Annotated in this window: 27 protein-coding genes; 7 read left to right on the top strand and 20 right to left on the bottom strand. The window is 72.0% G+C overall.

The annotated features are described in order from the left end of the window. Position 1: 1 nt before the first annotated feature. The 3 genes from BXA11_RS18535 (at position 2) to BXA11_RS18525 (ending at position 3,480) form a co-directional block, all read left to right on the top strand. Positions 2–1,372 carry a cation:proton antiporter domain-containing protein gene (locus tag BXA11_RS18535; protein ID WP_076436139.1) on the top strand — a complete coding sequence of 457 codons (1,371 nt, stop codon included), beginning with the start codon at positions 2–4 and terminating at the stop codon, positions 1,370–1,372. Positions 1,373–1,474: 102 nt separating this feature from the next. After that, entirely contained in the window at positions 1,475–2,164 is a 690-nt protein-coding gene (locus BXA11_RS18530; protein ID WP_204053525.1) for a response regulator transcription factor, read from the top strand. Next, a complete protein-coding gene (locus BXA11_RS18525) occupies positions 2,161–3,480 on the top strand; it encodes a sensor histidine kinase (protein WP_076436138.1) in 1,320 nt (439 codons plus the stop codon). Before BXA11_RS18530 ends, BXA11_RS18525 begins: the two co-directional genes overlap by 4 nt. A gap of 41 nt (positions 3,481–3,521) precedes the next feature. On the opposite strand, the gene BXA11_RS18520 is transcribed toward BXA11_RS18525, so the two are convergent. After that, positions 3,522–3,788 (bottom strand): helix-turn-helix transcriptional regulator, encoded by a 267-nt coding sequence (locus BXA11_RS18520; protein WP_076436136.1) that lies wholly within the window; start codon positions 3,786–3,788, stop codon positions 3,522–3,524. A 250-nt stretch (positions 3,789–4,038) separates the two neighbouring features. Between BXA11_RS18520 and BXA11_RS43670 the strand changes: the two genes are divergently transcribed. Next, positions 4,039–4,206 (top strand): LxmA leader domain family RiPP, encoded by a 168-nt coding sequence (locus tag BXA11_RS43670; RefSeq protein ID WP_167769265.1) that lies wholly within the window; start codon positions 4,039–4,041, stop codon positions 4,204–4,206. A 141-nt stretch (positions 4,207–4,347) separates the two neighbouring features. Further along, positions 4,348–4,593: a hypothetical protein gene (locus BXA11_RS18515; protein ID WP_076436134.1), complete on the top strand. Its 246-nt coding sequence runs from the start codon at positions 4,348–4,350 to the stop codon at positions 4,591–4,593. Positions 4,594–4,894: 301 nt separating this feature from the next. Here BXA11_RS18515 and BXA11_RS18510 read toward each other — a convergent pair whose 3' ends face one another. The 17 genes from BXA11_RS18510 to BXA11_RS18435 all read right to left on the bottom strand — a co-directional run bounded on the left by BXA11_RS18510 (position 4,895) and on the right by BXA11_RS18435 (position 19,019). After that, positions 4,895–6,238, bottom strand: a complete 1,344-nt coding sequence (locus BXA11_RS18510) for a M16 family metallopeptidase (protein WP_076436132.1) — start codon at positions 6,236–6,238, stop codon at positions 4,895–4,897. 18 nt (positions 6,239–6,256) lie between these two features. Further along, on the bottom strand, positions 6,257–7,549 hold the full coding sequence (locus tag BXA11_RS18505) for a M16 family metallopeptidase (protein ID WP_076436130.1): 1,293 nt from the start codon (positions 7,547–7,549) through the stop codon (positions 6,257–6,259). Between the two features lie 122 nt (positions 7,550–7,671). After that, complete coding sequence (locus BXA11_RS18500; protein ID WP_076436129.1) at positions 7,672–7,863, bottom strand: LxmA leader domain family RiPP; 192 nt, start codon at positions 7,861–7,863, stop codon at positions 7,672–7,674. 434 nt (positions 7,864–8,297) lie between these two features. Beyond that, the gene (locus BXA11_RS18495) at positions 8,298–10,064 is read right to left on the bottom strand and encodes an ABC transporter ATP-binding protein (protein ID WP_076436127.1); all 1,767 of its coding nucleotides are present in this window, start codon (positions 10,062–10,064) and stop codon (positions 8,298–8,300) included. A gap of 99 nt (positions 10,065–10,163) precedes the next feature. Continuing rightward, on the bottom strand, positions 10,164–10,346 hold the full coding sequence (locus BXA11_RS18490) for an LxmA leader domain family RiPP (protein ID WP_076436126.1): 183 nt from the start codon (positions 10,344–10,346) through the stop codon (positions 10,164–10,166). Between the two features lie 142 nt (positions 10,347–10,488). Further along, entirely contained in the window at positions 10,489–11,442 is a 954-nt protein-coding gene (locus BXA11_RS18485; protein ID WP_143734386.1) for a phosphotransferase family protein, read from the bottom strand. Next, positions 11,439–12,098, bottom strand: a complete 660-nt coding sequence (locus BXA11_RS18480) for a flavoprotein (protein WP_076436122.1) — start codon at positions 12,096–12,098, stop codon at positions 11,439–11,441. The genes BXA11_RS18485 and BXA11_RS18480 overlap by 4 nt, the downstream gene beginning before the upstream one ends. Then, a complete protein-coding gene (locus tag BXA11_RS18475) occupies positions 12,091–13,059 on the bottom strand; it encodes an LLM class flavin-dependent oxidoreductase (RefSeq protein ID WP_239104870.1) in 969 nt (322 codons plus the stop codon). Before BXA11_RS18475 ends, BXA11_RS18480 begins: the two co-directional genes overlap by 8 nt. Positions 13,060–13,111: 52 nt before the next feature. Continuing rightward, entirely contained in the window at positions 13,112–13,951 is an 840-nt protein-coding gene (locus BXA11_RS18470; protein WP_143734385.1) for an ABC transporter permease, read from the bottom strand. After that, positions 13,948–14,829, bottom strand: a complete 882-nt coding sequence (locus BXA11_RS18465) for an ABC transporter ATP-binding protein (protein WP_204053524.1) — start codon at positions 14,827–14,829, stop codon at positions 13,948–13,950. Before BXA11_RS18465 ends, BXA11_RS18470 begins: the two co-directional genes overlap by 4 nt. A 5-nt stretch (positions 14,830–14,834) precedes the next feature. Further along, positions 14,835–14,960: a hypothetical protein gene (locus BXA11_RS45385; protein WP_275409680.1), complete on the bottom strand. Its 126-nt coding sequence runs from the start codon at positions 14,958–14,960 to the stop codon at positions 14,835–14,837. Next, positions 14,957–15,277, bottom strand: coding sequence for a helix-turn-helix domain-containing protein (locus tag BXA11_RS18460; protein ID WP_076436118.1), 321 nt, complete (start codon positions 15,275–15,277; stop codon positions 14,957–14,959). The genes BXA11_RS45385 and BXA11_RS18460 overlap by 4 nt, the downstream gene beginning before the upstream one ends. Positions 15,278–15,300: 23 nt before the next feature. Further along, on the bottom strand, positions 15,301–16,263 hold the full coding sequence (locus BXA11_RS18455) for a T3SS effector HopA1 family protein (protein WP_083744359.1): 963 nt from the start codon (positions 16,261–16,263) through the stop codon (positions 15,301–15,303). Beyond that, complete coding sequence (gene lxmK, locus BXA11_RS18450) at positions 16,260–17,363, bottom strand: class V lanthionine synthetase subunit LxmK (protein ID WP_083744358.1); 1,104 nt, start codon at positions 17,361–17,363, stop codon at positions 16,260–16,262. The genes BXA11_RS18455 and lxmK overlap by 4 nt, the downstream gene beginning before the upstream one ends. A gap of 28 nt (positions 17,364–17,391) precedes the next feature. After that, positions 17,392–18,336: an NAD-dependent epimerase/dehydratase family protein gene (locus tag BXA11_RS18445; protein WP_143734384.1), complete on the bottom strand. Its 945-nt coding sequence runs from the start codon at positions 18,334–18,336 to the stop codon at positions 17,392–17,394. Positions 18,337–18,418: 82 nt separating this feature from the next. Then, positions 18,419–18,790, bottom strand: a complete 372-nt coding sequence (locus BXA11_RS18440; protein WP_143734383.1) for a hypothetical protein — start codon at positions 18,788–18,790, stop codon at positions 18,419–18,421. Between the two features lie 10 nt (positions 18,791–18,800). Then, on the bottom strand, positions 18,801–19,019 hold the full coding sequence (locus BXA11_RS18435; protein ID WP_076436112.1) for a hypothetical protein: 219 nt from the start codon (positions 19,017–19,019) through the stop codon (positions 18,801–18,803). A 310-nt stretch (positions 19,020–19,329) separates the two neighbouring features. Between BXA11_RS18435 and BXA11_RS18430 the strand changes: the two genes are divergently transcribed. After that, positions 19,330–20,313 carry a helix-turn-helix domain-containing protein gene (locus BXA11_RS18430; protein WP_076436110.1) on the top strand — a complete coding sequence of 328 codons (984 nt, stop codon included), beginning with the start codon at positions 19,330–19,332 and terminating at the stop codon, positions 20,311–20,313. A gap of 10 nt (positions 20,314–20,323) precedes the next feature. Here BXA11_RS18430 and BXA11_RS18425 read toward each other — a convergent pair whose 3' ends face one another. Continuing rightward, positions 20,324–20,944 (bottom strand): TetR/AcrR family transcriptional regulator, encoded by a 621-nt coding sequence (locus tag BXA11_RS18425; RefSeq protein ID WP_239104869.1) that lies wholly within the window; start codon positions 20,942–20,944, stop codon positions 20,324–20,326. An 84-nt stretch (positions 20,945–21,028) separates the two neighbouring features. Between BXA11_RS18425 and BXA11_RS18420 the strand changes: the two genes are divergently transcribed. Next, positions 21,029–21,487, top strand: coding sequence for a nuclear transport factor 2 family protein (locus BXA11_RS18420; RefSeq protein ID WP_076436107.1), 459 nt, complete (start codon positions 21,029–21,031; stop codon positions 21,485–21,487). A 121-nt stretch (positions 21,488–21,608) separates the two neighbouring features. Here the strand turns inward: BXA11_RS18420 and BXA11_RS18415 are convergent, their stop codons facing one another. Then, entirely contained in the window at positions 21,609–22,697 is a 1,089-nt protein-coding gene (locus BXA11_RS18415; protein ID WP_076436105.1) for a HesA/MoeB/ThiF family protein, read from the bottom strand. Positions 22,698–22,855: the final 158 nt, after the last annotated feature.

Raw genomic sequence — 22,855 nt, 5'->3', positions numbered from 1 at the left:
CATGCCCCTTCCGGCCCTTCTCCCCGCTTCTGTCCCTGCCCTTGTCCACGCCGAGGCCCAGGCGGCCGACGCCAACCTGGAGCTGGCCCTCAGGGTGCTGCCGGCCCTGGCCGTCATCCTGCTGGCCGCGGCGCTGTGCGGCCGGCTGGCCACCCTGGTGATGCAGCCGCGCGTCGTCGGCGAGATGGTCGCCGGCGTCCTGCTCGGGCCGACGCTGCTCGGCGCGTTGTTCCCCGACGCCCAGGCGGCCCTGTTCCCCGCCGAGGTCAGGCCGGTCCTGTACGTGCTCAGCACCCTCGGCCTGACGTTGTACATGTTCCTGGTCGGGGCGGGGATGGACCACGACGCCCGGGAGCCGGGCGAGCTGCGCAAGGCGAGCGTGCTGGCGGCGTCGGGGATCCTCTCTCCGCTGGTCCTCGGCGGCGCCGCCGGTCTCGTCCTGTGGGACAGCCTCTCCCGCCCGGACGTCGGCCGGGTGGAGTTCGCCCTGTTCCTCGGGGGAGCGCTGTCGCTGACCGCGTTCCCCATGCTCGCCAGGATCCTGTACGAACGCGGGCTGCAGAACTCCCGCATCGGCAGGATCGCCCTGCTGGCCGCCTCGATCGACGACGCCGTGGCGTGGTGCCTGCTCGCGGCGCTGTCGGCGGTGCACCTGGGCGGCGGCACCGGTGACACGCTGCGCACCATCGCCCTGGCGGCGGTGTTCGCGGCGGTGATGCTCGGGGTGGTGGCTCCGCTGCTGCGCCCCCTCGGCCGCCGCGTCGCGCGCACCGGCAGCCTCGGCGCCGGCGCCGTGTACGTGATCGTGCTGGTGCCGCTCACGGCCGGATGGATCACCGACGCGATCGGCGTCTACTCGGTCTTCGGCGGCTTCGTCGCCGGGTTGGCCATGCCGCGCGAGCCGGCGTTCCGCGCCGCTCTGCACGGCCGGATGATGGATGTCGTGTCGACCCTGCTGCTGCCGGTCTTCTTCGCGTTCTCGGGGCTGAACACCCATCTCGGCGGTATCGCCGGGGGCTCCGCGCTCCTGATGTTCGCGCTGATCCTGGCCCTGGCCTTCTCCGGGAAGTATTTCGGCTGTTCGCTCGCGACGCGGGCGCTGGGATTCGGCTGGCGCGAATCCTGGGCGATGGGCGCGATGATGAACGCCCGCGGATTGATGATCCTCATCTTCATCAACATCGGCCTGGCGCAGGGCATGATCACGCAGGAGCTCTTCGCGATGCTGGTCCTCGTGGCGGTGCTCACCACGGCGGGAGCGCTGCCGCTGTACAAACTCGCGCTGCCGGAGCGCCTCGAACGGGCCGATGCGAGGAAAACGGGGAGCGCTGCGCCTGTGGGTGCGGCGGCGGGCGAAACCGGTTTCATCTAATTTCATGTGTGAACTCGGACATTCGCAGAATATGGGGGGATGTTTCCGGGGACGGCATTCCGAACTCTGGAAATTTCCCCATCGCGGTGCCACGGTTGTCCGGTGGCACGGATATCGGGGACATCCGAACCGCGCTCCTTGCGCCTGCTGCTCGTGGAGGACGACCGCGAGCTGGGAGACATGCTGGTCGAGGTGTTCAACGACCAGGGCTACACGGTCGACCTGGCGCTGGAGGGCCAGCGGGGGCTGCATCTGGCGCTGAGCCGCGGCTACGACGCGATGATCATCGACCGCGGGCTGCCCGTGGTCGACGGGCTCGATCTGCTGCGGCGGCTGCGCCGGCAGGCGGTCACCGCGCCGGTGCTGATGCTCACCGCCTTCGGCGCCCTCGCCGACCGGGTCACCGGACTCGACGCGGGCGCCGAGGACTACCTGGTCAAACCGTTCGAGATCGACGAACTGCTGGCCAGGGTGCGCGCCCTGCACCGCAGGAACCTGGACCAGGCCGCGCTGCTGCCGCTCGGCGCCGGCTGGCTCGACTCCGCGTCCTGCACCGTACGCCTGCCGTCCGGCGAGCAGGTGACGCTGTCCGGCCAGGAGTGCCGGCTGCTCCACGCGCTGGCGGCCCGTCCCCGGCAGGTGCACACGCGCACCTCGCTGCGGCAGCGGATCTTCGACGGCGCCAGGACCGAGTCGATCGTGGACACCTACGTCTACTACCTGCGCAACAAGCTGGGGCCCGGCGTCGTCCGGACGGTGCGAGGCGTGGGGTACCGCCTGGGTGAGCTGTGACGACGAGACGGCCCTTCGACCCGGAGCGGCGCCTGCTGATCCGGACCCGCCGCCGGATCACCGCGCAGGTGGCGGCCGTGTTCTCGCTGGCGATCGCCCTCCTGGGCACGCTGGTCTACTGCCTCGTGGTCGACGCGCAGGATGCCACCGCCCGGCGCGATCTGGCCGTGGCCGCGGTGTCCGCCCCGATGGAGCACCCGCCGCCCTGCGTATGGCTGTTCGAGCTCCGGGCGAACACCGTGCGGGGCACCCCGGGGGCGCCGGAGAACCTGCCGATGCGCGAGGCGCTCGACCGGGTCGCCGCCGACGGCCGCACCCGGGTCGAGGTCGCGGAGATCGGCGGCGGCACCTACCTGGTCCGTACGCAGCGGCGCGGCGAGGTGCTCACGCAGGCGGTGATGGACCTGTACTTCCCCGTCACCGAGCGGCAGCGGCTGTTGCGCACGCTCTGCGCGGCCGAGGTGGCGGCCCTGCTGGCGGCGTTGCTGATCGGCCAGGTCCTCGCCCGCCGGGCGATCGCACCGCTGGGCGAGGCCCTCGACCGGCAGCGCCGGTTCACCGCCGACGTCAGTCACGAACTGCGCAGCCCGCTGACCCGGCTGCACGTCCGCGCGCAGCTCGCGGCCCGGCGGCTGCGGCGGGAGCGCGATCCTCTCGTCGTCGTGGGCGACGTCGACCGGCTGGTCACCGGCATCGGGCAACTGGGCGAGGTGATCGAGGACCTGCTGCTGTCGACCCAGCTCAGGCAGCACCGCCGGCCGTTCGGCCCCACGGACCTGGGTGTGCTGGCGGAGGAGGCGGCCGACGCCGAGACGGCCCGCGCCGGGCAGCGCGGGGTGACGATCGACGTGCGGCGGGGTCCGGGTGATCACGTCGTGTGCGGAGCGCCGTCCGCGCTGCGCCGGGTGATCTCGGCGCTCCTCGACAACGCGCTGCGCCACACCTCGGCGGGCGGCCACATCTGGGTGACCGTGTCTTCGGGTGCCGAGACCGTTCAGCTCGGTGTCCGGGACGACGGTGTGGGGCTGGACCCGCGTGACGCCGAGCGCCTGTTCGCCAGACACGTCGGCGCGCCGCACACCGGAGGTCTCGGCATCGGTCTCGCTCTCGTGAGCGAGGTGATGGACGCGCACGGCGGCACGATCGAGGTGGACGGGCGGCCGGGTGCCGGGGCCACCTTCACCATCCGTCTTCCACAGGCGGCGGCGAGCCCCACTCCGCGTCTGTCCCGGGTCCTCCTGTCGCAGCAGGCGCGGAGCGAGACGGACAGAACGCCCGAGGCGACCGCCTCCGGCCGCGGCGACACCTCCCTGTAGTCCTCCCCGCCTTCCTGCAGTCGGGCGCAGCAGTTGCGGGCTCACGCCTCTCGTACGCACCCGGCGGCCGGTCGGCCGCGCCGTGTCCTGGCGGGAACCGGTTCGGCCGCGAGAGAGAACAGCTCCTCGACCGGTACGCCGAAGAGCTCCGCCATCCGCATGGCCAGGGCCAGGCCCGGCAGGCGTTCGCCGCGTTCGATGTAACCGATCGTCTGCCAGTGCACGCCCAGGGCGTCGGCGAGTTCCCGCCGGGACACCCCCCGCGTCGTGCGCAGCGCGCGCAGCGCCGACCGAACAATATCCGTCACACCTCAGAGCTAACATACGGCACGGCTTTTCGTCGCGATTCCCCGGCGTATTTGTTTTTTTATCGTCGCCCGGGTGCGCGCGGGCTGGCCCCGGTGACCTGCGGACACATTTCCGTTCGCCGCCACGTGCCCCATCCGATGGCAAACAATGGAATTTATTGCCTCGCCCGCATGTGCTTAACTCTTTATTGCGAGCCGATCCGGTCGGTCCGCGCGAAACGAACCCGCACAATAGTCTTCCGGAGGAGCCATGGACACCACCGAGCAGCTGATCGCCGGATACACCGCCTACACCGACGCGGAGGAGATCGGCGTTCCGGTCGAGGGCGAGGCCCCCGCGACCACCCCGACGCTCTCGACGGCCGTATGCGCCTCCGCGGTGAGCGTCACGGTCGCCACCTGGTACTACGGCTGCTGACGGCGGCCGGCGCCACCCCTCGCCCCACCCTCGCGCGTGTGCGGTCCGAGCCTTCTGGCTCCGGGCCGCATACGCGCTTTTCTGTTTTCTGCGATTTATTACCACATTGCCTTTCACGACTGTCGCGGATATCATCGTAATATGGATTCCATTGAGCAGAGAGTAGCCCAACTCGAAAATCAGGTAGCGTTCCTCCAGCTGTACCTCGGCATCGATCCGGCAATCGCCGCCGGCGGCGAGTCGGTGCTGCCGCCCGAGTTTCACGCGGCCCTGCAGCGCGGAAAGAGAATCGAGGCCGTCAGGATCTACCGGAAGGCCACGGGAGCCTCACTCGTCGCCGCGAAGGACGCGGTGGAGGCCATGATGCGCAAGGCCGGCAACAACTAGTCGCGAACGGTTTCCACCGCCGATCCACGGAAAACGGCGCTGGCGTGCTCGATCCGAGCACGCCAGCGCCGTTTCCGTTTCCTCTGGTCTCCGTACGTTCGTCTCAGGGGCCGCTCCCGGTGTCGCCTGCGGGGCTTCCCGGCGGGTGCTCCCGGGGCGGGTGGCCGGGCCGGCTGACCGGGATCTGTGCCGGACAGCGAGAAGGCCCCTCCTCCCGGTTCGGCTCCGGTGCAGGAGCCGCTGTCGTTCCGGGAGGAGGGGCCGTTCCCTTGGTGAGCCGCCTCGGTCTGGTAGCCCCGCGCTACCAGGTCAGGTCGGCGGGTGTGAGAGTGTCCGAGAGACGGGCGGCGTCGCCCGTGATCACACCGGTGAAGCGCGAGGGGGCGTAGAACTCCTCGATGGCCGCGCGCACCTCGGCGTGGGGCAGCCGGCGCAGCTCCTCCGGCTGGGAGACCAGCCAGTGCGGCTCGTGGCCGAAGCCCACGGCGTTGGACAGCGCGGTGGCCAGCGCGGACTGCGACCCCAGGCCGATGGCCGTCATGCCGAGCAGGTAGCGCCGGGCCGACTCGATCTCCTCCTCCGACGCTCCGCCGCCGGTCAGGTCGTCGAGTTCGGCGCGGATCAGCCGCGCCGCCCTCGCGGTGGCGTCCGTGGCGGTGTCGACGTCGATGACCACGGACGAGTCGTCGAACACCTCGTCGAGACCCGCGTCCACGCGATAGGCGAGCCCCTCTTCCTCGCGCAGCCGGGTGACGAGGCGGGAGGAGAAGTAGCCGCCCACCACCATCGTGGCCACGTTAAGCGCGGCGAAGCGGGGGTCGGTGCGCGGTGGCGCCGGCGCGGCCAGGACGACCTGCGACTGGACCGCGCCGGGCCGGTCGACCAGCGCGATGCCGGTTCCGGTCAGCGGCGGCCGGTAGGACGACCGGACCGAGGTCCCGGACGAACGCCAGTCACGGGTGATCGTCTCCAGGTGGTGCACCACGGCGTGCGGGTCGATGTCGCCGACCAGCACCAGCAGCGCGCCCCGGGGCCGGAGCACCTGCTGGTGCAGTGCCAGCACCTGCTCGGCCGTGATCCCGGCCACCGTGCGCTCGTCGGGGGTCATCCGCAGCGCCGGCAGGTCGCCGTGGCGGTGGACGCGCAGCGCCTCGCGGGCGAAGACGCGCGGCTGGGCCCGGGTCACCCTGATCTTCTCGACGATCCGCCGCCGGGCGAGATCGAGGTCGGCGTCCTCGTGGGAGGGGCTGACCAACGCCTCCACGAGCACGTCCAGCACCACGGGCAGCCCGGCGGCGGTGGCCGACCCGTAGATGCCCAGCCAGCGCTCGTCGGTGGCGCAGTGCAGGCTCGCCCCCGCCCTGCCCATCGCGTCGTCGAGCGCCTCCGGGGTGCGGCCCGCCGTACGGCGGAGCAGAAGCGAGCACAGGATCTGGGCCGCGGCGTTCAGGCGGGGCTCGGGCGCGGGGAGGGGAAGGCGTACGCGCACCTCCACCAGAGGCACCGAAGGCGAGCGCACGGCGAGGACACGCAGCCCGTTGGGCAGGACCGCGTCGACCGTCTCCGGCATCCGGAACGGCCGCTCCGGGCCGAGAGCAGGCAGGAGGCGGGCCGGTGCGGGCCGCGTGGCGGTGGCGGTGACCATGAGAGTTCTCCTTCGGGATCAGGCGGCGTTCGCACGGGACCCGGCGGGGACCAGGGGCAGGACGGCGCGGGCGTCGCGGCGCAGTGCCCCGGCCGCGCGGCCGACCTGCTCGGCGTCCACGGCCGCCAGTAGCGCGGGCAACTCGTCCACGAGTTCCGCGGCGCCGTGCAGTACCTCGAACGCGCCGAGGGCGCGGGTCCTGGCGGTCAGCCCGTCGTACGTCCGGTAGGTGCCGGCGGACGTACGGGCCGTGGCCCGGGCCAGTTCGGCCTCCTGCGGACCCCGGCGCGCCAGGTCGTCCAGTTCCTCGTCCAGCACGCCCAGGATCTGCTCCGGCCGGGTCGCCGGGGAGTGCGTGGCGACCATCAGGAACACGTCGGGATCGCGGGCTTCGAACGCGCCGAAGAGCCCGCATCCGGTGCGCACGTCCACCACGAGCTGGTCCCTGTGGACCATCCGGCCGGTGAGCCTGCCGTTGTCGCCGCCGGTCAGGATCGAGCTCAGCACCATGTGGGCCAGGTAGCCGTGCCGGGCCGTGGCCGGATCCGGGAGCCGGTGGCCGGCCGCCAGCGCGGGCAGCGGCGCGTGGGCGTCGTGGTGTTCGCCCCAGCGCTCCCGCGCGAGAGGGGGCTCGGCCAGCGTGGGCGCGGGCGGCGCCGGCCGGGCCGGAACGTCGCCGAACCAGCGCGCCACCATCTCGGCCGCGGCCTGCGGCTCGAACCCGCCGGCGATCGTCAGCACGGCGTTGCCGGGGCCGTAGTAGGTGTCGAAGAACGCCTCGCACTCGGCGACCGTCGCCGATTCGAGGTCCTCGAAGTCGCCGTAACCGTTGTGCGCGTTGGCGTACGAGTCGAACAGCACGCCCGGCAGCACCGTCCAGGGATAGCCGCCGTACGGCCGATTGGTGACGTTGAGCCGGATCTCCTCCTTGACCACGTCGACCTGGGTCAGGAGGTTCTCCGTGGTGATGTCGGGGCCGAGCATCCGGTCGGCCTCGAGATAGAGGACCAGCTCCAGCGCCGAGGACGGCACCGCCTGGTAGTAGTCGGTGTAGTCCTGGTGGGTCGAGCCGTTCGCCGAGCCGCCGGCCGCCTGGACCCGGCGGAAGTGCTCAAGCTTGCGGACGTTGCGGCTGCCCTGGAACATCAGGTGCTCGAAGAGGTGCGCGAATCCGGTGCGGTCGGCCGGTTCCGAGCGGAACCCGACGTTGTAGTGCACGCTCACCCCCACGGTCGGCAGATCGGGGATGGGCTGAAGGATCACGCGCAGGCCGTTGGGAAGAGTCAGGCGGTGGATCGGGGTTGCGGACACTCGCGCTTCTCCCGTAGAGGTCGGGCGGGTGGACGGTTCTGGGGTGGTCCGGGGGTTCCGGCCCGATCGGCGCCGGGGGGCCGGGGTGCCCGCCGCGAGGCGGGCACCCATGAGGGACGTCCTCAGCAGCCGATCTTGACGGTGCCGGTGACGATCGACCCGATGGTCGCGCCGCAGGCCAGCGACGAGGCGCCGATGAAGGACAGGATGGTCGGAGTGGTGGCGGGGGCGTCGGCCGCCGTGGTGACCCCGACCTCCTCGGCGCTGGTGTAGGCGGTGTAGCCGGAGATGAGCTCGTCGGCGAGGTTGTTCATTTCTCCTCCTGTGGATTTGAATCCGTCGGCGCGTTTTCGCGCTGATTCATTTGTAGCAGGGCCGGCCGGGGAAAACTTATCGTTGCTTTTGTTTCCGGATGCGTTCACCTGGGCTGCCGTCCGGCATAAAAAAATAACTCTCCCCGCGGCGGGGAGAGCAAGATTGGGGAGAAATGGAAACCGGGCACGGCCCCGTGAAGGGCCGCGCCCGGTTTCATTTCCGCGCGCCCGTTTTCATTTCCGCGCCCGGTTGTACTTCTGCAGATGCGGTGGCGCGTGCCGAGGGACGAGCGGTCAGCGGCGGGGGCCGCGGCGGCGCCGCCGACGGCGTTCCAGGTCGGCGATGACCGCGATGATCACGATGAACACCAACCCGCTGACGAGAGGGTGCATGGATTGCCTCCACATTGAGGGGACGGGGCGCGACGATGGTCCTACACCGCCGTGCCCACCGGCTGGAGATCGTGCCACTGCTGGCTGTGCACGAGCTGACGGTAGTGCTCGCACCGGGACATGAGATCGGAGTGCGCCCCGGCGTCCACCACGGTGCCGCCGTCCATGACGACGACCTGATCGGCCTGGTGGATCGTGGACAGGCGATGGGCGACGACCACCACCGCGCGCTCGCGGGCGAGGCGGTCGATCACGTCGCGCAGCCGCAGCTCGTTGATGCCGTCGAGCTGCGAGGTGGGTTCGTCCAGCAGCATGACCGCGGCGTCGCTCAGCAGGGCGCGGGCCAGGGCGAGCCGCTGGCGTTGCCCGCCGGACAGGTCGACGCCGCGGCCGATGACCGTGTCCAGCCCGTCGGGCAGGTCGAGCACGACCTGCCGCAGGTCGACCGAATCCAGGGTCGCCATGATGGTCTCGTCGTCGGCGGGGGAGGCCGCGCCGAGCAGCAGGTTGTCGCGGACGGTGCCTTCGACGAGCGTGAAGCCCTGGTCGACGTAGGCCAGGTTGCCGCGCAGCCGGCGCAGCGGCCAGTCCCCGATCGGGCTGCCGAGGACGCGGATGGCGCCTCTTTCGGCGTGGTTGAACCGTTCGACGAGCCCGAGCACCGTCGACTTGCCCGCCCCGGAGTGGCCGACCAGCGCGGTCACGCCGCGGGACGGCGCGGAGAAGGTGACCCCGTTCAGGACCGGATGGCCGTCGTAGGCGAAGCCGACGTCGGTGAACTCGACGGCCGCGGCGTGGGCCGGGGGGAAGGGTGGCGCGACCACTTCGTCGTCGCGCTCCTGCGTGATGTTCAGCAGGTCCTCGAAGCGGGACCGGGCGGCCAGGCCGACCTGCAGTCGGCTCATCCCGGTCACGACCGTGGTGACCGGCCCGACCAGCTGGAGCAGATACAGCAGGAACGCCACGAAACCGGACATGGACAGCGCGCCTGCGCCCATCCGGGCCCCGCCCGCGATGACGATGCTGACCAGGGCGATCTCCTGCCCCAGTCCGAGCACCGGCATCACCAGGGACTGCAGACGGGCCGCCGAGAGCGTCTTGCGCGTCAACGCCCCCGCGTTCTCGGCGAGCGACGCGGCGGTGGCCGCCTCGGCGCAGTACGCCTTGATCGTCGGGAGCGAGGTGAGAGCAGTGGTGAAACGCTGGGCCAGCTGCCCGGTCGCCTCCTGGACCTGCACGAAGCCGCGCCGGCTGCGGACCATGACGACCCCGATGGCGACCGCGGCGACCGCGAAGGACGCGATCGTGATGAGCACCATCACCCAGTCGATCAGCGCCATCACGACCAGGCTGAACAGGACCGTGATGCCCGCGACCGGAAGCTGCACCACGCCGACGTCGACGACGGACCGCAGCAGCACGGCGTCGGAGGTGATCCGGGCGACGAGGTTGCCCGGGCCCTGCTCACCGACCGTGCGCATCGGCAGCCGCAGCGTGTGCTCCATCGCCTCGGTGCGCAGCCCGAGCACCAGCCGTTCGCCGAGGCGGGTCAGGCCGTACGCCGAAGCGGCGCCGGCGAACGCGCCGCCGATGGAGACGGCCGAGGTCACCGCCAGCAGGACGCCGATCGGGGCGTTCCCGGTCAGGGCCTCGACGAGCTCCTTGACCAGGAGCGGGACCGAGAGCGTGGCCGCGGTCGAGGCGAGTGCGAGGAGTACGGCCAGGGCGACGGCCAGGCCGTTGCCGCGGACGAGGTCGGCGCCGAGGCGCAGGCGCCGTACGTGAGCGGGGGGAGGTTGGCGTGTCATGACGGTGTCCCGGGTTCCCTTCAGTCGAAGCGGCGGGGCGGGAGTCGGAGGTGATCCCCCGGTCCCGGGCGCGAGCGCCCGGGACCGGAAGGGGAGCGATCAGCAGCCGCCGGCGAAGGTGGCGCTGGCGAAGCCGACGGAGAACATCACGCACTCGACCGAGGAGACGGTGGTGATCGTGGCCGGCGTGGTGCCGGGCGCCTCGGCCGACACGCTCGCGCCGAACTCCTCGGCGTCGGTGTAGGCGGCGTAACCGTTGATCAGCAGCTCGGTGTCGCTCATTTTTCTCTCCTTCTGAAGTGGGGCTCCGGCTCTTGGCTCTTTCTGCCGGACAGGAATATTGCAGCACGGCCGGAAGGAGTCGTGAGAGCCGTTTGTTGTGAGCTTTCGGCCGGTGACCGGCACTTCTGTGGAGCGAAATAAATTAATTGTCTCCGGATCCGCTTTTCAAAAGTTGGCGGTCGCCGGCCGGAACGGCCGGTCCGCCTTGTTCGTCGATGAGCCGGACGAGATAGTCGGCATAGTTCGTGAGTTCGTCCGCCCAGCCGACGTAGGCGGCGAAGTCGTGCGCGTGGGTGAACACGCGCGTGGTGGCGACGCGGCCGAGGAGCCCGGTGTCGAGCGGGGCGTCGTATCCGCGCAGGAGCGCGGCCGCCGCCGCCTCGGCCTGTTCGGACAGCCTCCGCAGCGCGGGGACGGTCTCGCCGATCAGGCGCAGCTCCACGAGCTCGCCGAGCAGCCAGCCGACGTCGGACTCGGCCGGTCCGCGCGCCAGCTCCTCGCCGGACAGCAGGGCCGCGTTCCCGGTGACCGGGCCGAGGACGAGGCAGCCGAGGCTCGGCGCGCCGTGCAGGAACCGCGTGGCGCCCGGATGCGGTTCACACCAGCTCAGCGCGCGTTCCCAGCGCCGGGAGCCGAGCCGCCGGCGGGCCGTCTCGTGGAATCTGACGGCGCCCCCTGGACCCCGTCCCGACCTGAGCCACCGGGCGAGACGGGACGGTCCCGGCGGCGGCTCGGCCGCCAGCTCCCCGGACACCCCGATGTGGACGGCGCGCAGGGCCCTGCCGGTGTTGCACAGCACCCGGCGGAGGCGCTCCCACTCGGGGTCGCCGCTCGACCCAATGGCGAGGTTGGCCGCCGACGTCTCCCCCGGCGCCCGGTAGAGGCGGATCTCCCCTCCGCTCTCCTCGGGGAGCCGCCAGACGACCGGGCCGGTGGGCACCGCCGCGATAGCCGTACCGGCCCGCAGGGACATGTGGTGGAAGGGCCGGCCTCGGTGCGGGCCGGGGCGGCGGACCCACAGGTGCGCGTCGCCGTGCCGGTAGATCTCGGTGCGCAGGAACCCCGTCCCGAAGCGGCTGATCAACTGCGTGGTCACGTCGCCCGCCCCACCGGCTCGCGGCGCTCCGCGTCGCACGCCTCCTCGCGTACGGGGACGAGCGTCGTGCGGAGCCGTTCGAGCGCCGCGATCACCGCGGGCAGTGGCACGGCGACCGCCGCGTCCGAGCGGCCGGTCGTGACGCTGTGCCCGGCCATCGGGGGCACCACCACGATGTTGCGGCGCTCGCCGAGCGCGTCTCTGTGCCGGAGGTAGGGGACCGACGTGACCGCCCCGGGCGGCAGGGCCGGCGCGACCGCGATCGGCGCCTGGGTGCACTGCAACGCGAGGAGCACGGGGGTGTCGGCGATGCCCAGGGCCAGCCGGGAGACGAAGTGCATGCTCGCGGGGTGGACGACGACCGCGTCCGCCCACTGGGCGAGCTCGACGTGGGGCGCCCCCTGCACGGCGTGGTCGGGCCACACGTCGAGCTCCACCTCCCGGCCCGACAGGGCGGCTATCGCGCCCCGCGCGACGAACCGCTCGGCCGCCCGCGTGATGACCGTACGGACCCGCGTCGCCGGGTAGGCCGCCTGCACCCAGTTGATCCAGTAGGGCATGAAGGCCACGCCGAGGGATCCGGTGCCGACGTAGAGCAGCTTGCGCGCCCCGAAGGCGGGCGGGCGCGGAGCGAGGGCGTCGTCCGGCTCAGTCACGGCCGGCCTCCGCGTCCAGGATCTCCCGCAGGTCGCGGAGCGCGGCCTGCGGACCCTCGGTGACCAGTACGCCCGCCGGGTTGAGCACGACCTCGTCGACGCCGCAGTCGCGGTAGCGTTGCAGCCCCTCGACGATCTCCTCCGGGCTGCCCGTCACGAACGTGCCGCTGTCCAGCAGCGCCGCGGCGCCCCTGCCCGGGTCGGTCACGTCCGCGTCCAGGCCCGCGCGGCGCAGCATGTCGACGTAGTGCCGGCCGCCCAGGTGCGCTCCGGCGCCGGCGCGGATGGTCGCGAGCAGATCGCGGCCGGGCCGGGCCACCGCGACGTGGACGACGGTGGCGATCCGGGGCGGGGTGCGCCCCTGCTCCTTGGCGCCGGCCTCGATCGCCGGGACGATCTGCTCGCGGATGTAGGACGCCGGCGTCATCCAGGTGATGGCGACGTCGGCGACCCGGCCGGCGAGCTCGGCCATCCGCGGGCGCAGCACCCCCAGGCCGACCTCGATCGGCGCCGTGGCGATCGGGAACAGGGCGCCGCCGTGCAGCGTGTGGTACTCCCCGTCGTGGTCGACCAGCTCGCCGTCGAGCAGGCGGCGCACGATGGTGACGTACTCGTGCATGGCGGTCAGCGGGCTCCGGTACGGCTCTCGCATCACGGCGGCCTGGAACTCCGGCGCGCCGGGTCCGAAGCCGGCCACGACGGGCGCGCCGGAGATCGCGGCCACGGACCTGGCGTGGATCGCGGCCTCGAAGGGGTGGCGCAGCGGCGTCAGCGTGACGCCGGTGCCGACCGCGAGGCCGGGCACGCGTTCCACCAGCGACACCAGCAACTGGTGGGTGTCGATGCGCAGGGACTGACCGGTCCACAGACGGCCGCCCCGGTCGCGTACGAGCCGGCCGTACGGGACCATCGCCGTCGCGGTGTCCGGCTGCAGGGGATAGACGACGGAGGTCGGTTTCAACGGTCGGACAGACGCCTCAGCGGACATCGGGGAACCTCCTTGGGGGACGGGATCAGGCGGGTGCGGCCGTGCGGCGCTCGGCCAGGCGGCTGCCGGACTCGCGGCGGGCCATCCGCCGCAGCACGCGGGGGGCGAGGGTGAAGCCCGCCACGGCCCAGGCGGCGGTGACGCCCAGGGCCTGCAGGTGCTGCCAGCTGTGCCCGGTCTCGGCGGCCAGCGCGGAGTCGGGGAGCAGGGCGGAGCGCACGCCCTGGGCGATCCACTTGGGCGGGAAGAGCTGGGAGATCGTCTGCACCGCCTCGGGCAACGAGGTGATGGAGAAGAAGATCCCGGAGATGGCCATCACACCGAGAACCGGCATCATCGACCACGCCAGCGCCTCGCGGGCGTTGGGTAGCACGGCCCCCAGCGCCGCCCCGATCGGCGCCATCGCGAGCAGCCCGAGCGGCAGCACCCACAGCAGGGTCAGCCAGTCGCCGAGGCCGGCCGGGAGCCCGGAGCCGGCGAAGACGGCGCCGCCGGCCAGCACGAGCGCGATGCCGATCAGCACCTGCGTGAGCAGCAGGCACGTCTTGCCGATCAGATAGGCGGTCATGCCCTCGGGCGCGGTGCGCTGCCGCAGCAGGGTGCCCTCCTCCCGTTCGGTGGCCAGCACCTGTGGCAGCGCGATCAGGCAGGTCTGCACCACCACCGCCGCCACGCCGCCCGCGATGAAGACGTTGGCCATCGGCAGGGCGCTGCCGGGGATCGCGTCGTCGTTGACCATCGCCAGGACGACGAAGGCGATAGGCGTGCTGAGCTGGGATATCACCTCGCGTGGGGTGCGCAGCAGATGCGTGATCTCCAGTCGGCCGCGGCCGAGGCCGCAGGCGAGGGCACGGCGGATGGTCACTGGGTCTCTCCTTCACGGATCATGCGGATGTAGATGTCCTCGAGCGTGGGACGGTGGACCTCCAGCCCGGGGATCGGCCCGCCGAGCCGCTGCTGCAGCTCCCAGACGAGCTGGGACGGGTCGGGGGTGATCTGCCTGCGGGTCTGGCCGTCGTCGGTCCAGACGACCTCCGCCTGCGCCCTGGCGCTCACCGCGAGCTCGGCGGCGGTGCCGCAGGCGGCCACCCGGCCGGCGATCAGTACGGCGATGCGGTCGGCCAGGCGTTCGGCCTCGTGCAGGTCGTGGGTGGTGAGCACCATCGTCATGCCCTCGTCGCGGAGCTGCTCGACCAGCTCGTGGAACTCGCGGCGGGCGACGGGGTCGAATCCCGTGGTGGGCTCGTCGAGGAAGAGCAGCCGGGGATTGCCGACGATGCCCAGAGCCACGTCCACGCGGCGGCGCTGGCCGCCGGACAGCTTCTGGCACTCCTGGGCGGCCTGCTCCTGGAGGCCCAGCCGCTCCAGCAGCTCGTCCACGTCGCGCGGGTGCTCGTAGTAGGTCGCGAAGTGTTCGAGCAGCTCGCGCACCCGCCATCGGGGGTGGTCGCGCCACGACTGCAGGATGATGCCCAGCTCGCCGCGCCAGGCGGGGCCCGCCGTGTCGGGGTCCGCTCCGAGCACGCTCACCTCGCCCCCGGAGCGGCGCCGGAACCCCTCCAGGATCTCGATGGTGGTGCTCTTGCCGGCCCCGTTCGGCCCCAGCAGGGCGAAGACCTCGCCACGCCGTACGGTGAGGTCGACTCCGCACAGCACGTCGCGGTCGCCGTACCGCATGCGGAGGTCGCTGACCGCGACGGCCGTCGCGCTGTCCTCCGCGGCCTTGGTGGGTGTCGGAAGCATGATGGTCACGGTTCCTGCCTTGTCGTGTCGGGGACTTCGATCGGCCGCCGCCAGCGGGTGTAGGTGCGGCGGGGGATGCCGAGGATGGCGCAGAACCTCGAGATGGAGACCCGCAGGTCGAGCCGGATCATCTCGAGGTCCGGGTAGGGACCCGGCGGACGTGGCCGATCTTGCGCCAGGTGTTGAGCTCCAGGTAGACCTCGCCGAGGACCGTCTTGAGCCGTTTGACCTCGGCCGCGAGATCCGCCTCGCGTTCGGAGGCGCGGTTGGCCAGGGCCCCTTCCAGGCCGCTGCGGCCGCCCTCGATGAACTGCTTGCGCCAGTTGAGAATGGACTGCTCGGACACCTCGGCCCGCCGGGCGGCCTCGGCGACCGTGTGCTTGCCGGACAGGACCGCCAGCACGATGGCGAGCTTGTCGTCGGCCGGAAGGGCGGGGGGACGGGGCATGACGACCTCCTCTTCGATCGGGGTCAGAGATCGAACTGGGGGAGACGGGGCGAGACGAGGTCGCGTGCGGGCCGCGCCGGGTCGATGCCGGCCGCGGTGAACGCCTCGGCGAGCGTGATCTCCAGGGGGCCCTCGGCGCCGCCGCGGGCGTGGGCGAGCAGCGCCTCGGCGACCGCCGTCGCCCGGTGCTCGCCGAAACTCAGCCGGCCCATGCCCGGGCGGCGGTCCTGCGGATCCCAGGCGAGCCCCACACCGGGCGCCAGGCGGTGCACGAAGGCCGAGGTCTCCTCGCCGACGCCGGTGAGCCCGCGGATCGCCGCCGGCACGTCGTCGGCCAGGTGCCACGCGCGCGGGCCGAGGTAGACGACCAGGGCGTCCCGCCGGGGGAACAGCCGGGCACTGGAGCTGATCTTGGCGCGGTAGGGCAGACCGGAGGCCTCCAGTCGCTCCAGCGCCGCCCGCCACACGTCCGGGGCGGCCGAGGGCTCGGCGATGTGGACGTACACCCGGAGGACGGGACCTTCGGCGATCCCGCCCGCCGAGCCGTCCACCAGGAAGAAGCCCGGCGACAGCGCGGGACGCAGCGCGGGCACGCGCAGCGCCAGCCGCCCGTCCGGGGACGGGGCGTCGTGCTGCTCGGCGGGCATCCGCACCCTGAGCCCGTCGACGAGCGCGACGAACGCGTCCCCCTCGGGCGGGCTGACCACGCGGCCGAGGACCGTGGTCGTACGATGCGGGGTCGCGGCGGCCAGCCGTTCCTCGAAGTCCGGCTCCCGCAGCGTGCGGGGCTGATGACCGTCGCGGGCCGGCCGCCCGGCGTGCACGCTGTCGTAGAGCGCGGCGCACAGCTTGTGCCGCAGGGAGTCGTCGGAGGCGGCCTCCAGTTCGCGATCGCCGACGGTGGCGCGCGGACCGTCGGGAGCGACGTGGACGTCGTCGAGGGCGCGCAGCAGGGGCAGGGGCACACGGAGGGCGACGGTGCTCACAGGGTCTCTCCCAATCCGAGGGTGGTGACGAACCTTTCCGGCTCCAGGAGCGCGTTCCTGCCGATCCCGGCGGCGGCCCGGTCGACGGCGCCGAGGCGGGCGTTCTGCGCGGCCCGGGCCAGGCCCCGATCGATCATGTGCCATCCGGCGAACCGGACGGCCCGGGTGGCGAGGCCGTCGTCGATCTCCGGGCACGCCTCCCGGTAGGCGCGCCAGAATGCGAGGATGTTGGGCCGCAACCGGTCGAGTTCGCGTACGCCGCGGGCCAGAACCTCGGCGTGGGTGAGCTCGCCGCCGTCCTCGGCGGCGCCGGGAATGCCGAGAATGGCGCGGTAGAGCCACTCACCGGCGAAGCCGCCGATGTCCCTGGCCGGGTCGCCCAGGCGGAACTCCTCCCAGTCGGTCAGGTGCAGCAGGCCGTCGCCGACGAGGAACTGGTCCAGCCGGAGATCGCAGTGGCACAGCCGCCGGGGCGCCGCGTCCTCGGCCCGGCGCAGGTCGCGCAGGGCGTCGGCCATGGCGGTGTCGGACTGCAGGATGCCCCACAGCTCCACCTCCGCCGCGCTGAGCGCCTGGAACATCGGCAGCGGGACGGCATCCAGGGTGGACACCACGGGCAGCGGCGGCGGTGAGCCGTCCATGTTCACCGGCGAGAGCTCCGGGCGGCAGGCGTGCAGCGCGCCCACGATGCGGCCGGCCTGGTGACACAGGTCCTCGCCGAAGTCGTCCTCGGCGGCGAGTTCGGCACCGCTGGAAACCCCGGTCAGCAGCTCGAAGACGACCAGCCGGGAGGCGATGTCGTAGCCCAGGAGGCGCGGCCCGCGTACGTCGGCGAGCTCGGGCCGGGTGGCCAGGAGGTCGAAGGTGACGATGCGGCGGAACCGGCGCAGGTCCTCGCCAGAGCCGTCGCCGACCCGCTTCACGAAGACCCGCGCGCCGCCCCGGGTGGTGCCCGCCCAGTTGTCGTTCCTGCCGATGTGGGCCGTCAGGTCGGCGCCGTCGAAGGCGCCGAGGCCGAGCCGTTCCAGGAGCGCGTCCACCTCCGGTACGGCATCAAGCGCCAGCGGGTCGAAGCGGTGGAGGGCGGATGTGTCGGTCACGTGATCACCTCTCGTTCTCGTGGAGCCGTCACGCCACGGCCGACTGGCGTTCCGCGGCGAGATCGGCGTGCAGGGCGCACAGCGACAGGCCCTGGGTCAGCAGCGTCGTGGCGTGGAAGCCCAGCTCCTCCGCCGCCTTCTCGACGCACGGGACCTGGGTGGCGACCTGGCCGTGGAGGTGCCGGGGCCGTGGGACGACGCCACCCCGTCCGCCGGTCACCGAGAGGACCTGCCGGGCCAGGTCGCGCAGGCTGAAGATCTCCGGTGAGGCCAGGTTGTAGACGGCGTACGGCTCCCGCCCGCGGTTGTCGCGGCACAGCGCGGTCACGATGCCCCGCGCGACGTCGTCCACGTAGGTGAACGCGCGGAGCTGCGTGCCGTCGCCCGGCACGGCCACGGGCAGGCCGAGCCTGGCGTCGTGCAGGAGCCGTCCGATCATCGACCCGATCGGCTGGCCCGGCCCGTAGGTGCCGAAGGGACGCAGGACGGTGGCCGAGCGGCCGTCCGTCTCCACGAACTCGCGGACGAGGCTCTCGCCTCTGATCTGGAGGCGCGCCAGCGGGGAGTGCGCGACGACCGGGTCGTCCTCGGTCAGCGCCCGGCGTGCGCCCTCGCCGTACACCTCTCCTGAGGAGCAGTAGAGGAGGTGCGGCACCGCCTGGGCGGCGGCCGCGGCGACGAACGCCGTCATCGCTTCCCCGTCCGTGCTTCTCCGGGGATGGACTCGCCGCGCCCGCAGACCCAGGTGCAGGGCGACGCCGGCCCCCCGCATGAGCAGGCCGAGCGCCTGGGGGGCGGCGGGCGAACCCTGGACATGCTCCAGGTCGAGACCGGCGACCGGGGCCGGCGGACGGACGTCCAGCACGCGTACGGCGGCGCCGGGACACCGGACGGCGATCTGCCCGAGGACCGCCTCGCCCAGATATCCGCCCGCGCCCGCCAGCGCGATCGGTCGGTGCAAATCAGGGAACATTGACTTTCCTATCTGATTAACGTCAGGAAAAGTAGTCAGAGGAATGGCGATGATCGCCTTTCACTGCTCAGTCGGTGTGGGGCTAGTTGGAGGCGTCGCCGACGATCGTGTCCATGACCGGCGAGATGAGGTCGGCGCTGCAGTGCGCGATGGTCCAGCCGGTCATGCCGTCGGTCTTCTCCATCGCTTCGCGGAGTAGTTCTCGCGCGCCGTTCTCGGCCTGGCCGAGATCCTTCGCCTGTATGTAGAGGATGAGGGAGATGCCGTTGTCGTCGCCGCGGCAGTACACGTGCGCCAGGGCGGGTCCGGTTTCCCGGAATGACGATTCGGCGGTTGCGATGATCGTCCGCTGCAACAGATCCGGTGAGGCGTGGTGTGATGCCGTCGATCCCCGCAGGAGCCGGGCGGCGATTATGTACATGGCATCAGCGCGGTCACGGGCGCCGCCATGCACGATCCGGCCCTCACCGGCCGGCCACGGGGTCGATCGGCATTGGGCCGCCCTCGGATCCCGGGCACTTCGGCCCGGTCCCGCCTCCGGGGACCTCGACGCAGCTCGCGTAGTTGCCGTCCCAGGAGTTGCTCCAGGCGTCCCCGCTCTCGGCCACGGCGGCGGTGGAGAGCGCCGCGACGGCGAGAAGTGAGACGGAGAACGTGCTTGCGAATCGAATGACAGCCTTCATGGCCGGCTCCTCCAGTCCGTCGAATGGGGTGATCTGTCCTTTGCCGGTCGGCTCGACCCCGGGGCGGGGTGCCGACGAATCCGAGATTGCCAGCGGCGTTTTCCGGCCGGAAGGGGTTCGGGCTGGCACCAAGCGGCCGTGACCTATTCAGGTCTGAGGGAATCGCGGGAGGCCGGCCGGGCACGGCCTGTCCGGAACATTCCCGGACGGCGTTCCGAGCGGATTCGCCAGGAGGGACGGTTGCCGAAAAGTGCGATAGTGATCACAATCAACACCGAATGCACTGACCTCTTGGGCGGAGGTACAGGGGGTGCTGGAATCTCTGGGGCTCGACGAGCTGACGGAGAAGGTCTACCGGCTGCTGCTCACCAAGCGTGACCTGGATATTCAGGACATCGCCGACGAGCTTTCCGTGACCGTGGACGAGATACGGAAGACATTCGACCAGCTGGCCGAACTCGCGCTTCTCCGGCCCTCGTGGGAGTCGCCCGGGGACTTCCGCCCGGTGAGCCCCGAGGCCGGCCTGCAGGCTCTGCTCCAGCGCCGTCAGTTCGAGCTCGTACGGCAGCAGCAGCAGATCGCGGAGGCGCAGGCCGCCGTCGCCAACCTCGTGAGCGAGTACGCCGACCATCGTCCCTGGGGAGTGCGTTCCAGCACCGACAGCCTGCTCGGCATGGACGAGGTCCAGGCGCGCATCGAGGAACTGGCCGCGAACGCGCGCAGCGAGGTGGCCAGCTTCATGTCCCGCGGTGCGCACGACCCCCGGGCCCTGGAAGCCGCCAAGCCCCTGGACCTGCAGGTCCTCGGCCGGGGAGTCGCCATGCGGACGCTCTGCCTGGAGAGCATCCGCAACGACCCGGTCACCCTGGCGTACGCGCAGTGGCTGGCGCAGAACGGGGCCAGCGTCCGCACCACGCCCACGCTCCCCGTGCGCATGCTGGTGTACGACCGGAAGATCGCCCTGCTGCCGCTGGACTCCGCGGACTCCCGCAAGGGGGTGATCCAGGTCGTCGACACCGGCGTCGTCACCGCGGTTTTGGCGCTGTTCGAGCAGATCTGGAGCGCGGCCACGCCCGTGGGGTCCGCGCCGGCCCGGGACGACCACGGGCTGTCGGCGCAGGAGCACCAGCTCCTCAAGCTGCTGTCCGAGGGCCTCACCGACGAGGGGGCGGCCCGCCAGCTCGGGCTCTCGCAGCGTACGGTCCGCCGCATGATGGCCGGGATCATGGAGCGTCTCGGGGCGCGGAGTCGTTTCGAGGCGGGGCTGCAGGCGGCCAAACGCGGCTGGCTCTGAGACCCGGCGCTCACCGGCCGGGCGGGGCAGGCGGGCAGGCCGCCGACAGCAGGGCCAGCGCGGCGGACCGGGCCCGCTCGGCGGGGCCGGTGGCCGTGCCCATCGCGGCGGCGACGATCGCCCCCTCCACCAGCAGCAGGAGCTGGTCGGCGAGCACGTCCGGGTCGGCGGCGCCCGCCTCCGTCACGAGCGTGCCGAGCCGTTCCCGCAGTCTGCGCTTGTGCGCCCGCGCCGCCGCGGCGACGGGCGGTGACGTCGGGCCGAGCTCGCCGAAGGCGTTGATGAACGAGCAGCCGCGGAAGTCCGCCGTTTCGAACCACTCGGCGAGGAAGCCGAAGACGGCCGTCACCCGCTCGCGAGGGGCGGCGGCGCGGCCGACGTGCTCGGCCAGGGCCTGGTTCCACCGCCGGTCGCGATGCTCCAGGTAGGCCTCTACCAGCACGTCCTTCGAGGGGTAGCACTGGTAGAGCCGCTTGAGCGAGACCCCGGCCGCGTCGCGGATCTGGTCCATGCCCACGGCCTGGACGCCCCGGGCGTAGAACAGCCGCTCGGCGGCGTCGAGGATGCGGCGGCGCGCCTCGTCGCCGTCGATCCGCCCGCGCCGCGCGGTGTCCGCGCCTTGTGTGTCCACCGGCCCCTCCTCGCGTACGAAAACGCTCGTTCTCTACGATACGTATAGAGAACGAGCGTTCTCTCGCTCGGAAAGGAGAGCACGATGAGCACACGTCCCCCGCTTCCGCCGTTCACCGAGGAGACCGCCAGGCAGAAGGTGCAGGCCGCCGAGGACGCCTGGAACACCAGAGATCCCGAACGCGTCGCGCTCGCGTACACGGAGGACTCGGTGTGGCGCAACCGGTCGGAGTTCGTGACCGGACGTGCGGAGATCGTCGCCTTCCTGCGCCGCAAGTGGGAGCGCGAGCGCGACTACGCCCTGCGCAAGGACCTGTGGACCTTCGGCGGCGACCGCATCGCCGTACGGTTCCAGTACGAGTGGCGCGACGCCGAGGGCCGGTGGTGGCGCAGCTACGGCAACGAGTTGTGGGAGTTCACCGCCGACGGCCTGATGAGCCGCAGGGAGGCGAGCATCAACGACGTGCCGATCGAGGAGGGCGAGCGGCGCATCCGCGGCCCGCGCCCGGAGTCGGAGCGCGGGGCCGGCCTCCCGCTCGCCTGACCGGCACAACTCGCCTGATCGGCCTCGCCTGACGCACGGCTCGCCTGACGGGCGAGGGCGCCTGACCGGGGGCGCCTGGCGGGGCCGCCTGACCGGCACGGCTCGCCCGGCGCCGTGTCTGTCACCCGGCCATGCTGCCGAGGGGTCCGGCGCGGAGCACGTCCGGCGCGCAGGCCGGGCAGTCCGGCGCCGCCGGATGGCGCGTGTAGACGTGCTGGTCCGGCGCGACGAGGTTGACGCCGGTGACGTAGCTGCCCGAGGTCGCGGGAATCCCCGTCAGGAACGCGATGACCGCCTGGGCGGTCAGGTGGCCGGAGACTCCGGCGGAGGGCGCGATGACGTCCGGCCCGCCGAGGTCGAGGGGGATCCCCGGCGCGAGCGGGGCGTCGACGCTCGCGGTCAGGCACTCGTAGCACGGGCCCCCGGGAGTGAACGCCGCCACGCTCACCAGCGGGCCGTTGTAACCGCCGAGCGCCCACGGGATCTTCTCCGACAGGCAGGCCCGGTTGACCCAGATGCGGATGCCGCCCCGGCCGGCCGGTTCGTCGGCGCACATCGCCACCGCGTCGAACCCGCGTACGAGGTCGAGCATGTCCTCCTCGCACTCGACCGCGCGGGCCTCCCCGGTCACGCGGACGGAGGAGTTGACCTCGGCCAGCCGGGCGACGGCCACGTCCACCTTGGGGCTGCCGATGTCGGCCTCCCGATAGAGGGCCTGCCGCGTCAGATTGGACAGCTCGACCAGATCGCGGTCCACACAGTGGATCGCGCCGACGCCGCACGCGGCGAGCGCCCAGGCCGTGTGGCTGCCGGTCCCGCCCAGCCCGAGGACGAGCACGCGCGAGCGTTTGAGGCGGACCTGGGCCTCCCAGCCGTGCTCGCGCGGCGCGAGGCCGCTGCCACGGAAGAACGCCGCGTTGCGCGAGTAGCGTTCCAGCTCCCGCGGGGTGAGCTCCTCGGGCCGCGGGCCGGTGGCGTCCTCCACATATCCGGAGGTGAGCAGGTGATCGATGACACCGGTCGCCTCGGCCTCGGTGAGCCGGGGAAACGCCCGGCGCAGGCGGGCGGCGATCTCCTCCGGAGTCCTGGTGCCGTCCATCGCGTTCAGGGCCGCCCAGGCGTGGCCGTGAGGGTCGCTGATCTCCTGGGCGGTCCCGCCTATCCGGATCCGGTCGTTGCCGTACCGGTGGGGGCGGTGCTGGGTTTTCACACGGGGCAACCGCAAGGCGACCTCTCGGCATCGCGAGCCGGACAGTAATCGACAGGTGGATCTTTCTGGAAGTGTCCACTCATGTCAAGACGAATGCCCAAGCGGCATCGTCCCTGCGTACGGCGGCGGTGAGCGACGTGTCCACGGGCCGGCCGCTC

It is taken from the genome of Microbispora rosea (assembly GCF_900156315.1).
Lineage (GTDB): Bacteria > Actinomycetota > Actinomycetes > Streptosporangiales > Streptosporangiaceae > Microbispora > Microbispora rosea.
The sequence above is the reverse complement of the archived record's forward strand: the minus strand, read 5'-3'. Positions and strand labels throughout refer to the sequence as shown.

Coding starts and splice junctions, on each gene's coding strand:
- BXA11_RS18535 (WP_076436139.1), top strand. CDS start 2: ATGCCCCTTCCGGCCCTTCTCCCCGCTTCTGTCCCTGCCCTTGTCCAC.
- BXA11_RS43670 (WP_167769265.1), top strand. CDS start 4,039: ATGGACACCACCGAGCAGCTGATCGCCGGATACACCGCCTACACCGAC.
- BXA11_RS18515 (WP_076436134.1), top strand. CDS start 4,348: ATGGATTCCATTGAGCAGAGAGTAGCCCAACTCGAAAATCAGGTAGCG.
- BXA11_RS18510 (WP_076436132.1), bottom strand. CDS start 6,238: ATGGTCACCGCCACCGCCACGCGGCCCGCACCGGCCCGCCTCCTGCCT.
- BXA11_RS18500 (WP_076436129.1), bottom strand. CDS start 7,863: ATGAACAACCTCGCCGACGAGCTCATCTCCGGCTACACCGCCTACACC.
- BXA11_RS18495 (WP_076436127.1), bottom strand. CDS start 10,064: ATGACACGCCAACCTCCCCCCGCTCACGTACGGCGCCTGCGCCTCGGC.
- BXA11_RS18490 (WP_076436126.1), bottom strand. CDS start 10,346: ATGAGCGACACCGAGCTGCTGATCAACGGTTACGCCGCCTACACCGAC.
- BXA11_RS18465 (WP_204053524.1), bottom strand. CDS start 14,829: ATGCTTCCGACACCCACCAAGGCCGCGGAGGACAGCGCGACGGCCGTC.
- BXA11_RS45385 (WP_275409680.1), bottom strand. CDS start 14,960: ATGATCCGGCTCGACCTGCGGGTCTCCATCTCGAGGTTCTGCGCCATC.
- BXA11_RS18460 (WP_076436118.1), bottom strand. CDS start 15,277: ATGCCCCGTCCCCCCGCCCTTCCGGCCGACGACAAGCTCGCCATCGTG.
- BXA11_RS18445 (WP_143734384.1), bottom strand. CDS start 18,336: ATGTTCCCTGATTTGCACCGACCGATCGCGCTGGCGGGCGCGGGCGGA.
- BXA11_RS18435 (WP_076436112.1), bottom strand. CDS start 19,019: ATGAAGGCTGTCATTCGATTCGCAAGCACGTTCTCCGTCTCACTTCTC.
- BXA11_RS18420 (WP_076436107.1), top strand. CDS start 21,029: ATGAGCACACGTCCCCCGCTTCCGCCGTTCACCGAGGAGACCGCCAGG.